Source organism: Limnohabitans curvus (assembly GCF_003063475.1).
Classification (GTDB): Bacteria; Pseudomonadota; Gammaproteobacteria; order Burkholderiales; family Burkholderiaceae_C; genus Limnohabitans; species Limnohabitans curvus.
Genome location: NZ_NESP01000001.1, coordinates 1 through 15,927, shown reverse-complemented (window position 1 = coordinate 15,927; position 15,927 = coordinate 1). Strand labels below are relative to the sequence as shown.

The 15,927-nt window shown below is 57.6% G+C and carries 1 protein-coding gene (only partly in view); it reads left to right on the top strand.

From position 1 onward, the window contains the following. Positions 1–15,927: part of a beta strand repeat-containing protein coding region (locus B9Z44_RS00005; RefSeq protein ID WP_211308661.1), annotated on the top strand (this coding region is incomplete at its 3' end). 12,350 nt of the annotated region lie to the left of the window's left edge; the window shows 15,927 of its 28,277 annotated nt.

Below are 15,927 nucleotides of genomic sequence, written 5' to 3'. Positions count from 1 at the left end.
CAGCGGCGCAGGCGCGTATGCCAATAAAAACGTCGGCACCAACAAAAGCTATACCCTCAGCAACATGGCCCTGAGCGGCACAGATGCTGGCAACTATGGCCTGACCACTGGCAGCAGCCTGACGGCCAGCAACGGCACTGTCACGGCCAAAGCCATCACCGTCACAGGCATTGCCGCCAACGACAAGGTGTACGACGGCACCAACACAGCGACCTTGAACACAAGCAATGCCGTGTTCAACGGCATGGTGGCGGGCGACGCGCTGACCGTAGCCGCCACCGGCACCTATGGCAGCGCCAACGTGGCGTACAGCGGTGCTGCTTTGGCGGCGCAAGTGGTGGCCTTCACCAGCACCTATGGCGGTGCAGACGTGAACAACTACAGCTTCGCGGGCAGCCCCACCACCACCACTGCCAAGATCACCCCCAAATCACTCACGCTCACAGGCGTGGCAGCAAACGACAAAACCTATGACGGCGGCGTGGTGGCCACCATCGCAAACTTTGGCACGCTCAGCGGCGTGTTGGCAGCAGATACAGCCAACGTCAGCTTGGTCACCACAGGCGCTTCGGCCACCTTTGCCGACAAAAACGTGGCCTACAGCGGCAGCACCGTCATTGCCAAAACAGTCACCTTGACCGCTTCGAGCTTAGGCCTCTCAGGCACCAAAGCTGGCAACTACGCCATCGTGGGCAACCTCACAGCCAGCGCCAAAATCAACCCCAAAGCCGTGACCGTGTCAGGCATTGCCGCCAACGACAAGGTGTACGACGCCACCACCAGCGCTACCGTCAGCACCGCCAACGCGCTGTTCAATGGCCAAGTGACGGGCGACGACTTGCATGTGTCTGCCACGGGTGTGTTTGCTGCCAAGACAGCAGGCACGGGCCGCACCGTCAACCTGACCAGCAGCTACAACGGCACCGACTTGGCCAACTACACAGTCACCGACCAAGCCACCACCACGGCCACCATCACGCCCAAGGCGTTGACCGTGTCGGGCTTTGTGGCCAACAACCGTGTGTACGACGGCGGCTTGGTTGCCACGGTCGATGCTTCCAATGTGTTTTTGGCAGGCCTCATCAGCGGTGATGTGGTCACGGCTTCGGCCACGGGTATGTTCGCCAATAAAAACGTGGGCACAGCCAAAACCGTCACGCTCACCAGCAGCTACGCCGGTGCCGACAAAGACAACTACGCCATCACCGACCAAGCCACCAGCACAGCCAACATCACACCCAAGTCGTTGACCATCAGCGGTATCACAGCGGCTGATAAAACGTACGACAACACCACGTCCGCTGATGTGTCCGTGTTGGGTGCGGTGAAAACGGGCTTGGTGTTGAATGACGTGGTCAACGTCACCGCCACGGGTGTGTTCAGCGATGAGAACGCAGCCACAGGTAAAACCGTCACGCTCACCAGCAGCTACAGCGGGGCTGATGTGGGTAACTACACGGTCACCTCACAGGCCAGCACCACCGCGCACATCGTGCCGCTGGATGTGCAGCTGCCCGCTGACGCCAGCTTGAGCAAGGTGTACGACGCCACCACTTCTGTGGCGCCTGCTTTGGTACTCGCAGGGAACAACGCCACCGGCTACGGCAGCTTAAGCGTGACCAGCGCCAACAACAGCCAGCTCTACACCGATGCACTGGCGGCAGATAAGTTGGTCTTGGGTGGCATGACCTTGACAGGTCGCCCCGTGTTCAGCAGTGCCGATGCCGGCACCGTGTCGGTGGACCAAGGCAGTGTGCAGCTCACAGGCTCACGCGCGGCCAACTACCGTGTGGTGTGGGTGGCCTCAAGCGCCACCATCACGCCAGCACCGTTGACCGTGACGGCCAACAACGATGCCAGGTTCTATTCGTTGGCCGATGACCCCAACTACGCGGGCGTGCGTTACAGCGGTTTTGTGGGCGGGCAAACGGCGGCCGTGTTGACGGGCACTGCGGCGGTTGCGCGTGACCGCAGCATTCAGCTGGCCGCAGACGCCAACAGCGTGGACACACAAGACACGGCCGGCTCTTACGCCAGCAAGTTGGTGCCCGCGGGCGTGACGTCCAACAACTACAACATCACCTTCGTCAACGGCAACTACACCATCGTGCCCGTGGGGCAGTTGTTGGTGAAGGTGGCCAACACCACGGCCATCTACGGCAGCACGCCCACTTACACGCTCACAGCCGCAGGTTATTTGTCGTCAAACACCGATGTGAATAACGTCACCACGTACCAAGTGACCGACTTGTTGGCCTCGGGTTACGCCACGGTCAACAGCGCTCAAGTGACCGTCAGCGATGGGTCTGCCACAGTGGGCAGCTTCACGCTGGGCGCGAGCTCCCCAGTCAACAGCACATCGGGCACGCTGAAAGTGGGCTCGTACACCGTGGGCGCCACGGCCATCAGCACAACAAGTGGCAACTTCAGCAACACCATCAACGTGGTGGGTGGGTATGAAGTGACGCCCAAGTCAGTTACCACCAGCGCCACCGGCGTGACCAAGGTGTACGACGGCAACACCGCCGCAGGCAGCTACACCTTGGCGCCTGTAGGTTTGGTGAGCGGCACGGTCAACAGCGTTGTTGTGACCGACACCGTCACCCTCAGTGGCGTGGGCACCTATGCCAACAAAAACGTGACAGGCGCAGCCGACAAAACCTACACCTTCACCAGCTTGGCATTGGGCGGTGCAGACGCCGCCAACTATGTGTTGACCGATGGCAACGGCATAGCCGCTAGCACCTTCACTGGCACAGATGGCGAAATCACGCCGCGTGCACTGACCGCCTCCTTCACAGGCGTGAACAAGGTGTATGACGGCACCACCACCGCCACCGTGACCACCACCGACAACCGCGTGGCGGGCGACACCTTGACGATCAACCGCAGCGCTGACTTCGACAGCAAAAACGTGGGCACTGCCAAAGCCATCAGCGTGAGCGGTGTGAGTTTGGGCGGCACCGACGCCATCAACTACACCGTGGCCGCCACAGGCAGCGCCAGTGCCGACATCACACCGCGTGCTTTGACCCTCAACTACACCGGCGTCAACAAGGTGTACGACGCAGGCACCACCGCCAGCGTGACCACCGCAGACGACCGCGTGGCGGGTGACAACTTCATCGTCAACTGGACAGCTGCCTTTGCCGACAAGAACGTGGCCGGTGGCAAAACCATCAGCGTGACCGGTGTCAGCTTGAGCGACCCTGCGGACGTCACCTCGGTGGATGCGGGCAACTACACGGTGGTCGCCACGGGCAGCGCATCCGCCAACATCACCCCACGCGTGCTGACCGTGAACTACACCGGTGACAACCGTGTGTACGACGGCGGCACGGCTGCGACCGTCACCACCAGCGATGACCGACTGAGTGTGGGCGCGACCTTGGATGACATCGTGATCAACCGCGCAGCCAGCTTTGCCGACAAAAACGTGGGTACCGCCAAAGCCGTGAGCGTGAGCGGTGTGAGCCTGAGCGGCACGGATGCCAACAACTACAGCGTGGTCGCCACGGGTAGCGCGACAGCCAACATCACACCACGCGCTTTGACGGTGGCGTACACCGGTGTGAGCAAGGTGTACGACGGTTTGCTGGACGCCAGCGTGACCACTAGCCTGACCTCGGCCAACGGCTATGTGAACGGCGACGTGTTGACCGTCTCTCGCACCGCCAACTTCGTTGACAAAAACGTGGCGTATGACAACGCCAGCAACGTGGTGCCCGTGAGCATCAGCGTCACAGGTGTGAGCCTAGGCGGCACCGATGCCAACAACTACAGCGTGGACAGCACCGGCAGTGCATCGGCCAACATCACGCCCAAGGCTTTGTCGGTTGTGCTGACCGGCAGCATTCAAAAAACCTACAACGGCAAGACCGATGCCGCGTTGACCTCGACCAACTACACCCTCACAGGTTTTGTGACGGTGGGGGGTGTGACCGAAGGCGCCTCCATCACCCAGACCTTGGGTACCTACAACAGCCGCAACGTGTTGGAAGCCAACAGCGTGACGGCCACGTTGGCCGCGGGTGACTTCACCGCTGCTACAGGCACCACGCTGAGCAACTACGCCTTGCCCACCAGTGCCACAGGGGCGGGCAGTATTGGTCTGCGCAACTTGACCGTGACCTACACCGGTGTGAACCGCACGTATGACGGCACTGCTGCGGCCACTGTGAACACCACCGACACGCGTGTGAGCGGTGATGTGTTTGACATCACCCGAACGGCCACCTTTGCCGATAAAAACGTGGCCACAGGCAAAACCATCAGCGTGTATGGCGTGGCCTTGACGGGCACCGATGCCACCAACTATTTGGTGTCGGGCACAGGCAGCACCTCGGCTGATGTGACACGCTTGGATTCGGTCACTTGGGTGGGCGGCGCGTCGGGCGAGTGGTTCAACCCCAATAACTGGGCTGTGACGGGCAACTTGAACTTTAAAGGTGTAGTGCCCGATTTGAACAACGTCAAACAGGTGCTGGTGCCCAGCGGCGCCGGCGGTGCAGCCGTGAGTTTTGACGACAGCGTGGCAGGCCTCAGCGCAGGGGCGTTGTCAGGCATTGTGTTGGTGGACAGCTTGACTTACCAAGACTCGGTGGCGTTGAGTAACTTGAATTTCAAGAACGGTTCTTTGGTGGTCAACAACAACGCCACACTTGGCGGCTTTGAAAGCGCCGCAGGCACCACCTTGACCGTGGGCGGTACCTTGGGCTTAGACATCGCCACGGGTGCCACACAAACCATGGCGGGCTTGTTCAACGGTGCGGGCAGTTTGAGCAAAGCCGGTGCAGGCACGTTGGTGATGACCGGTGGCAGCGCGTATACCGGTAGCACCACCATCAGTGCAGGCACTTTGCAAGTGGGCAATGCCACCACCACCGGCAACTTAGGCAGTGGCAACATCGTCAACAACGCCACCTTGGTGTTCAGGCGCAGCAACGCCATGGGCATTGCCAATGTGATTTCAGGCTCGGGTGAGGTTAAGCAAGAGGGCGCAGGCGCCTTGACACTCAGCGCCACCAACACCTACACCGGCGCCACCTCTGTGAACGCAGGCAGTTTGGCCATCAGCAGCGACGGCAACTTAGGTGCCGCGCCCTCCAGCGCACAAGCCGCACAACTGGTGGTGAACAACGCCACGGTGTATTTCTACCCCGTGTTCACCACCGCCACCAGCGCCAACCGCGGCTTGACTTTGGTGGGCAGCAGCACGCTCAACACCGCAGCGGGTAGCGACGTGACTTGGGCAGGCCCCATCACAGGGGCTGGTCTGACAAAAGTAGGCGCGGGCAACCTCACCTTGACGGGTGCTAACACCTACGGCACCACCACGGTGAGTGCAGGCACCTTACAAATTGGCAATGGCGGCAGCACAGGCACCTTGGGCACAGGCGCGGCCACGGTGGAGGGCACCTTGGCGTTCCATCATTCGGCGGCGACCACGGTGGCTAACGCCATGTCTGGCGCAGGCAGTTTGAACAAACTCGGCAGCAACACGCTCACCCTCACAGGCTTACAAACCTACACCGGCGCAACCGATGTGACCGGCGGCTTGGTGTTCCAAAACGATGTGGTGCCCACCACCAGCGGTTTCACAGGCGCTGGTGCGGTGACGGTTGAGCCAACTAGCGCTGCCTTTACCGCGGCATCGTTCACGCCCAGCTACACATTTGCCAGCAGCATTTCTGGATTGACGCTAGGAAAAGCGGACTCAACGACCAACATCACGGTGGGTTCTAACTTGACCCTGTCAGGCCCCCTCAAAATTTACGGCGGCACGATTGACATCAACGGCAACCTCAACACCACGGCGGGTGGCAGCGCTGGCGATGTGTTGCTCAAGGCTTCGGGCAACATCGTGTTGGGCGGTGGCAAGTCCATCACCACGACCGGCGGCGATGCTGTGTTGTGGGCCAACAGCGACAGCACGGGTGCTGGCAACATTGCTTTAGGCAGTGGTGCATCGGTGCAAACCAGCGGTGGCAACTTGGTGCTGGCGGGTGGCGCTGACGATGGCGCCAATGGCGGCACCGCCAACGATGGCACACCCGATGGCTATGCCCGTGGTGTGGGCACCGCTGGTATTTCGACCACGGGCAGCTTTAGCTTGAACTCGGGTGCGGGCGCACTGATGCTGCGCGGATCGTCTGATGTGAAAGTGGGTGTTTTGTTGTCAGCCACGACCACAGGTCACCTCACCACTACCAGCGGCCGTATGGATGTGGTGGGTGTTATCGACGCTGCTGCAACACCGAGTGACACACAAATGGGCGTGCTCACCACAGGCGGCGGCACCATCAACATGACTTCTGCCACGGGCCTGATCAACCTCAGCGGTGAAGCCACGCGCTACGGCATTGCTTTCGGGGTGAACAGCACATCCACTTACGCAACCGATGCGGTGACACAAACGGTCATTCAGTCTGGCAACACCACGTCCAATGCCATTTCGATTGTGGGCACAGGCACAAGTGGCGGCAGCCATGGCCTGTCGTTGCGCGGCGCGTCTACCAAAATTTATGCCACCGCCGCGTTGGGTGGCATCACGCTGAGCGGCGTGTCAAGCAATTGGAGTTCGGCCATTTATAGCCCGGTGGACGTGTTGGCCGTCTCAGGCCCCATTCGTTGGCTCAACTCCGACGCCACCAATGGCATCTATGCGGCCACCACACCCATCACCTTGGGGTCTAAGTCGGGGGTGACGGGCTTAGACACCAGCGCGTCGGATGTGACGGTTTATTTGAAGCGCCTAGAAGGAACGCCCCAATTTGCAGTGGGCACCACAGGGGCGGTCAACGTGCAAGGTGCGGATGGCACGGGGTCGTTTGTCCAAGCTTTCAATAGCAGTCAGTTCGGTTTGAACGCCAACGGCCAAACGATGGGTGGCTTTGTCTTTGGCAGCCCCTTGAACACGCAAGCGTTGACGATCAACCAAGCGTTGACTGTCAATGGCCCGATCACCGTTTTCGGCGGAGCCCTGGCGATCAACGCGCCGCTGACCGCGACCAACAGCACCGTCAAGCTCACGGGCACCACCATCACCGATGGCGCATCGGGCTACATCACGGCAGACAAACTGGCTTTGCTCAGCGGCGCTGTGACCTTGGATCACACCAGCAACAACGTGGGCACCTTAGCCGCCAGCGGTGTGAGCAGCCTGACGTATGTGAACAGCGGTGCATTGACGATTGGCACGGTCAACCCCACGGGCATCACGGCCACAGGTGATGTGCGCATCGAAACACTCAGCGGTGATTTGACGGTGGCTGCAGATGTGGTGACCAGCAGCAGCACCGCCACTGCCGTGTTGCTGAATGCGGGCAAGAGCACTGCAGCGGGCACAGCAACGGGTGGCAACGTTCTTATTTCAGGCATGCCCACGATCACGGCGGGCACAAACGGCGTGATTCGCTTGATGGGTGGCAGCGTGACGGGTAGCACTGGGTTGACCGACCTGGTGGGCAGCGGCTCAGGCCACTTCCGTTACAACTCGGACGAAGCCGCGACCCGTTACTCTGTGGCGCTGAGCCCCAATGTCATCAACGCGATTTACCGCGAACAACCGACGGCAACGACAAACATTGACAGCTTCACCGTGACGTATGGCTACGACCACACCACCACGCTGAACAATTTCAAACCCGATGGCACCACGGCACTGTCTACTGTGCGCACCGCGCTCAACGGTGACGAAGCCGTCGCCGGCTTAGGCGTGATCATTGAGGGCGCCACGTATTCCACAGGCAACAAGCTTGTGTATCGCGCCACGCCTTACACACTGACCGATGGCTTCACGAAGTTGGGTTATGCCACGAGCCAAACCGGTGGCAGCTTGCTGACGGTGGCTAAGAAAGATCTGAGCTTCTCTGGCTTGGTGATCAGCAACAAAACCTATGACGGCAACGCCAACGCCAACCTGAGCATCGGCGGCGCAACCTTGCCCGACAAGATCACGGGCGACTTGGTGTCGGTGTCCTCCGTGACGGGTGCATTCGATACGCGTCATGTTGGAACAGCTAAAACTGTGAACATCACTGCCGCCACCATCACAGGCACAGACGTAGACAACTACACCGTTAACTTGAACGGGCAGGGCGGCACGGCAGACATCACTCAGCTGGCTTCTGCCACTTACGTGGGTGCATCCGGTGGCGATTGGTCGAATGCTGCAAACTGGGCCGTGACTGGCACCACCACACCGACGGGTGTGTTGCCCGACGCCAGCAACGTGGCATTGGCCATCATTCCAACAGGCGTCACCGTGGTGGCCAAGCCCCCGCTTAGCCCAGAGTTGGGCTACACAGGTAAGACACAGATTGCCGGCACGTTGCAAGTGGCGGCTGACAGCGACCTCGGTGCCACACCTGGCAGTGCCACGGCAGACTTGATCACGCTCAACGGCGGCACATTGCAAGCCACCGACAGCTTCACGCTCCACACCAACCGTGGCATCACCTTGGGTGCCAGCGGCGGCACGTTCAGTGTGGATGCTTCGAAGAGCGTGGCCTACGCGGGCGTGATGGCAGGTACGGGTGGTTTGACCAAGTCGGGCTCGGGTACCTTGACGCTCACAGGGGCTGACACCTACTCGGGTGGCACCACGGTGTCGACCGGCACTTTGGTGGCCGGTGGTGCTACCAATGCTTTAGGGACAGGCAGCGTATCTGTAGCGAGCCGTTTGAGCTTTGACACAGCAGCTGCAGCCTCATTTGCCAATGGCATCAGCATCACGGGCACGGGTGTCATAGAGAACACAGGCAGTCATGCGGTCACCTTGACAGGCGTGGTGAACACCAACTTGACAGCCACCACTGTGGTGGATGGTGGCACCGCTGGCATCATTATTTCGGGCAATGCCACACCGACAGGATCTGGTGCAGGCTACAACATCAAGGGCAACCTGACATTCCAAGGACACAGCCTCAATAGCTTGGTCATTCGCTCCTTAGGCGATAGCAAAGTGACTTTTGCCGCATCGGGAGGTGTGTCTAACTTCACACTCTGGTGGCTCGGTGGCGAAACCAGTTCTTCTGCATTGAGCGTTGAGGTTGGTGCAGGTCTAACTGTTAGCGAAGGTGCATCGCAAGGCGCAGGCAACTTGTATTACAAAAACCTGAGCGGTGCTGGTACTTTGAGTTTGGGTGGTGCCACCTCAACAGGCTTTGTGCTGGGTGATGAAAACATTGCAACCCTCATCTCCAGTGGCAGCAAAAAAATTAGCATTGGTGAATCGGGTAGCGCTGCCGGTCGCCTGTTGTCTGGCAATGTGCAAGTCAATAGTGGCTTGCTGTTAGATTCCACCACCGACTACACCTTCAGCGGTGTGTTGAGTGTGGGCACTTTGACTAAGCAACAAGCCAACACGGTCAAGCTCACAGGTGCCAACACCTCTACCGGCGCCATCACCGTGAGCGCTGGCATTTTGCAAGTGGGTGATGCAAGCACTACCGGTGCCATCACAGGTAACGCTTCTGTGGCCGCTGGTGCGAGTTTGGTGTTCAGCCGTTCAAACGCAGCCTCATACGTGGGCAACATCAGCGGCGCAGGCACAGTGACAAAGCTGGGTGCCAATGTGCTCACGCTCACCGGCACACAAACCTACACAGGCATCACAGCCACGGGTGACACAGGTGGTGGCATGGAGTTCACCAACAACACCTTGCCCGTCACGCCCGGGGCTTTCACAGGCAATGGCTTTGTCACGATTCAGCCAGTGCTTGCCGGTAGCTTTGGCAGCACCTTGTCGACCAGTGCGTACAGCTTTGGTAGCTCGCTCACGGGGTTGACCTTGGGGCGCGATGGCAACACAGCCACCATCACCGTCAATTCGCCTTTGACCATTGCTGGCCCCATCAGTCTCTACGGCGGCAACATCACGCTCAACAGCGCGATTGGCACGACCAACGTGTTGACCGGCGATGTGTTGCTGCGTGGCGCAGACGTCAATGGTGCTTATGGCATCAGTTTGGCCGATGGCCGTACGCTGACGCTGGACCACAGCGGTAGCAGCAGCGTTTTGTCGGGCATCATTTCTGGCGTTGGCGCCAACTTGGTAAAGCAGGGCGCAGGTGCCATGTATTTGCGTGGTGTGAATACCTACAGCGGCCTCACCACCATTGACGCAGGTTTCTTGGCGCTGGACCAAACGGGCTCCATCGTGACTGATGTCGTCAACAACGGCGGCTTGGGCTTCAACCAAACAGCCAACTACACCTTCGCCAAGACCATCAGTGGCACGGGCTACGTGGTCAAGTACGCGCCCAACACGCTCACACTGACCGCAGCCAACACCTACACGGGTGTGACCAATTTGCAAGGTGGCACTTTGTCTGTGGCCAGCTTGGCCAATGGCGGCGTGGCCAGCAACATCGGCCAGTCCACCAGTGCAGCGGCTAACTTGCTCATCAACAATGCCACGCTCAAGTACACAGGCGCCGCCACCAGCACCGACCGATTGTTCACCTTGGGTGACAGCGGTGCCACGGTAGATGCCTCTGGCACAGGTGCATTGGTGTTCACCAATACCGGCGCGTTGGCCTACAGCGGTACAGCGAATCGTTTGCTGACCTTGACCGGCACCAACACTGCCGACAACACCATGACGCCCGTGCTGGCCAATAGCGCAGGCATCAGCAGCTTCACCAAAGCGGGCACTGGCAAGTGGGTGATGAAGGGTGTCAACACCTACAGCGGCCTCACCACCCTCTCTGGCGGCACCTTGAATGTGGGTGATGGCACTGACGCTTCTGCCTCGTTGGGTACCAACACCGTCAGCCTTGCCGCAGGCACCACACTCAACTTCGACCACAACAATGTTGTGTCAGTGGACAACGCGATTTCTGGTTCGGGTCAACTCAACAAATTGGGTGGCAACACACTCAACCTCACCGGTGTGAACAGCTACACCGGCGCTACAGGCGTGGGCAGTGCAGGGGGCGTGGTGTTTACCAACAACACAGCACCGACCACGCTTGGCTTCACCGGCTCAGGCACCGTGAAGATTGAGCCGAGCACCACTTTTGCAAGTGCAGGCATCAGTAACTACACCTTTGCAAACACCATCTCGGGCTTCACATGGGGCAAGTCGTCTAACGTGGCTGACTTGACCATTGCCAGCCCCATCCGTATTGCTGGTCCCATCAGCTTGTACGGTGGCAATATCAATTTGAATGCCAACGTGAGCAGCAGCCTGGCCAATGCAGCCTTGCTGTTCAAAGCCTCGGGCGACATCACACAAGCCAACAATGTGGCGGTGGGCAGCAATGGTGGCGACATCACCCTTTGGGCCAACAGCGATGGCGACACCACCAATTACGGTGGCATCTTGCTCAACTCGGGTTCGAGCATCAACAGCACGAATGGCAACATCACCTTAAGTGGTGGCACGTCGTTGGCCACAGGCTATGCCACCCACAAGTCCACGAGCGTGGGCAACACCGGTAGCAGCGCAGCCGACTATTCAGGTGGTGTGGCGTTGTTCAATGCATCCATCAGTGCAGGCACAGGCGCTGTGACGGTGCGTGGTGAATCGGTGGGTTCTGTAGACGACTACGCCATGGGCATTTTGCTGCGCGGTGATGCAGGCACATCGTCTATCACCGGTGGTGCTGTGAGTTTGGTGGGGACTTCAAACAACGCATCTAACGCTTCTGGCGTCTCGATGGTGAATTCAAACGTCCAAGCGGCGACCAGCTTGGCCGTGTCCGGCACGACCACACAAACCACTTCAGCCGCGCTGCGAATGGACGCACAAAGCACGCTGACTGCTGGCGGTGCCACGCAACTTAGCGGCAATGCAGCGATGGTGCTGGGTAACTTGGATAGCACAGGTGCCTTGAGCATCAGCACCACCAACGGTTCGGTGAGCCAAGTGGCAGGCACCACCGTGTTGGCGGACAGCACCACCAGCGTGACCGTGCAAAACGCAGACGTGACCTTGAACAACACGGGCAACGACATGGCTGGCCTCATCAGTGTGAACAACGCTGCGAACTTGACCTTGCGCAGCACGTTATTGAAACTGGGCTCGATCGCCACTTCAGGCGCACAGACTTACAACAGTCCTGTGCAGTTGATGAGCAACCCAACGTTTGATGGCCACACCATCACTTTTGCAAGCACTGTGAACGGTGATCAAAGTTTCACCGTGATTGACAGCGGTCATACTTTGCTGGCAGGTGCCGTTGGCGCGTCTGCTGCACCAACACGCATTGACATGACAGCGATTGATGGCATTGAAATCACGGGTGGCAAGGTGCGCAGCAGTGGCCCGCAGTGGTTTAAGTCACCCGTTCTTGTCAGCAATGCCGGCAACACTATTTTCGATAGCACAGCGGTTGCTAGCGCAGGGGCCAACATCACCTTTGAACAAACGCTGAACGCTGCAGGTGTTCAAACGGAGTCTGTCGGTATCGATGCAGGTACAGGGGGCGTTGTGCAATGGAAGGGCGTCGTGGGTGGCGATAAAGCGTTGAATACGCTCACGTTGAGCAATGCAGCGAGCTTCACATTTGAAGCAGGCCTGAATGCCAAGACGCTAGTGACTGAAGCCATGCCCTACAGCGTGTCAATTTTGGAACGCAGCACCTTGACTGACCTTGTGGAGTTCAAGAACACGCAGGCATTGAAGTTGATCAACACCTCAACGACGGATGATTTTGTGGTTGCTGGCGGCATGAAGGCCACGGCACCTAGCGTGGTTGAGTTGAGTGGCAAATTCAAGTCCACGAACCAAGCGATGGTGTTGGGGCGATATGACTCGGCCAATTCATTGCTTGGCAATGTCAGCTTGCTGGGCGACACCACCTTAAATACGGGAAGCACTGCTTCGGATGCTGTGCTGATCAAAGTCGGCGGCAAGCTTGACGGTGGCTTTAATTTTGTAGCAAACAGCGCTGGTGTGACTCAGTTTGAAAGGCCTGTGGGCAGTTTGGAGCCCCTGCAGAGTTTGCAAACCGATGCGCTGGGTTACACCGATGTCTCAGGTAGCTCAATCACAGCAAAAGATGATGGTGGCACGGTGACCATCAAGGACCCGTTGACGTTGTCTGCTGCTTCCATACGAATATCGGCAGGTGCAAAGATTGAGTTTGCAGATACGGTTGCAAATGCTTCAGGGCAAACCGCTGCTTTGATTTTGAAAACGGCAAGTGATGGAACGATCTTGGCTTCCAAGGATATGGGCAGTGACACCGCGCGTTTAGGCAGTTTGTCTATTCTTGATACAGCTTCTGCCACGTTCATTGGCTCGGTGTATGTCGACACCCTGAGCACAGAGGCATTGGCGTACAACCTGAGCTTCAAAGGCGACAAAACTTACGTGACCCATTTCACGGCGTTTAAAAACAGTGGCAGCGTGCAACTGGGCGCTCTCAGTGGCACATCTGCTTTGCACTTTGAGAGCGGTTTAGAGGCAGTGCTGCCAAGTACTTTAGAAATGGCTGGCACAGTGAAGTCGCTGGGTCACAACATGGTGTTGGGTACGCCAAGCACGCATTTCAACTTGTTGAATGACCTGACGTTGGATGCAGGCAATGCTGATATTGATTTACGCAGCAAAGTCAGTGGTGATGTTTATGCCTTGAATTTAATAACCACGGGCACGGGTAAAGCAAAGTTTAGTGGCGGAGAAATATCAACGAGTGGTAATTTGACGTTGCGTGGCGAGGTTGTATTTGCAAATGAAACCAAGCTCACGGCAAGTCAAGTGACTTTAGGTGGAGCAACCACCGTCAACGGCAAGTTCACCATTGATGGTGTGGCCATTTTGGCGGGCGGCACGGTTGATACAACTGGTTTTGATCAGGTCTACAAGGGCGCTGTCACGCTGAGCACGCAAGAAGCGACGCTGACCGGCTCGAATGTCACCTTCGAATCTACCGTTGACGGTGCACAGCGTTTGGTTGTTCATGCTTTAAGCGATGTTACTTTTGCTGGGGATGTGGGTAAATCATTAACCATTGCTGCACCTCTGCACATTGAAACTCAAGCGACCACCACACGCATCAATGGCGCATTTATTCGAACCAGCGGCCAGTCATCCATCCTCTTTAACAATGATGTCGTGCTCACTTCAGCTTTGACAGAGTTCGACACCACGGCTTATGTCAATGGTTCAGGCAACGGGGCGAATATCACTTTCAATGGCTTACTTAATGGTGTCGACGGCACTCAGTCTGTCACCTTCAAAGCCGGTACTCTGGGTGTCGTGACCACTGAAAAAGCCATTGCCAATGTCGCAACATTGACGTTGAGCAGCAGCAACGGTGCCAACTTTAATGATGCGGTTTCAGCAGACAGCATCGTCATCGCGCATACGAAGGTCGGCCAAACGGTGAGCTTCTTGGGTGACGTGACAGCATCCACATTCACAACATTATTCGCAGATGGTTACAACTTGGTTTTCAAAGGTGCGTCAAACAAATTCACCCATGCAGTTGATTTCTTAAATACGGGTGGTTTGCAATTAGGCGATGCAACCCGTGCATTGAGCGCCACGCCCACAGATGTGAATTTTGAATTCGTGAATGGTGTGAAAGCCACATCACCCAATTCAGTGATGTTGGCCGGACGTTTTAAATCCAGCCATGCAGACATGGCGTTTGGATCGTCAACTGCCGACATCACACTTGGAAACGCAGTTGCGATTGACAGTGGCTCGGGTGATGTGATTTTTAATGGCGCTTTGGATTCAGAAGCCAACCAGCACTATTCGCTGAATGTCGTGAACGGTGGACATTTGACATTCCAAAAAGCAGTGGGACAAGTGGATCGCTTGAGCACTTTGACGATCAGTGGTGGCGGTAACGTTTACATCAACGGTGGTGAAGTAAGCACAGCAGGCGCACAAAGTTACGGTAACGCTGTGGTGCTAGGTGACACAGCGACCATCAACGCCTTGGGTGTGAACTTTGACCGCACGATCACAGCCGCTGCACAAAGCTTGGGCTTGACGGTCAACAACCTAGGCACTACCACCTTCAAGGGCGATGTAGACATTGGTTGGTTAGAGACAGACGGTGGCGGGACTTCAACTAACCAAGTGAACATCAACACAGCCAGCATCAAGACCTCAGGCACGCAGCACTATGGCGAGCGCGTGTCCTTGACCAGCGCGGTGCCTGTGACTTTGACCGGTGCAGGTGTGACGTTTGCTGACACCCTCGATGGCCCACAAGCCTTGACGATTGAAGACTCAGGCGTGACGACGTTCACCAAAGAAGTGGGACAGGGCACGGCCTTGGCTAGCTTGACGATCAAGGACAACGGTGGCGTGCATGGCATGGTGCATATCGATGGTGGTGAAGTGACCACGACAGGCGCACAAGACTATCAAAATGCCGTGGAGGTGTGGAAGCCCACAACAACGCTGAATGCATTGGACGTGACGTTCGCTAAATCAGTGAATGGTAAAGACGCAACTGCAGTGAACTTGACGGTCAATGCCTCCGTGGGCAACACAAGTGCAAACCTCGGCCATGCCAGATTTGGTGACACGGTTGGTTCAAGCGCCAAGAGAATTGGCACGTTGATCGTCAACAGCATGGGCACCACCACCTTCAGCGGTGATGTGGATGTTGGCTCATTAGAGACAGACGGTGATGGCACTTCAACTAACCAAGTGAACATCAACACAGCCAGCATCAAGAGCACTGGCATGCAGCACTATGGCGAGCGCGTGTCCTTGACGAGCGCGGTACCTGTGACTTTGACCGGTGCAGGTGTGACGTTTGCTGACACCCTCGATGGCCCACAAGCCTTGACGATTGAAGACTCAGGCGTGACGACGTTCACCAAAGAAGTGGGACAGGGCACGGCCTTGGCTAGCTTGACGATCAAGGACAACGGTGGCACGTATGGCACGGTGCATATCGATGGTGGTGAAGTGACCACAACAGGCGCACAAAGTTACGGTAACGCTGT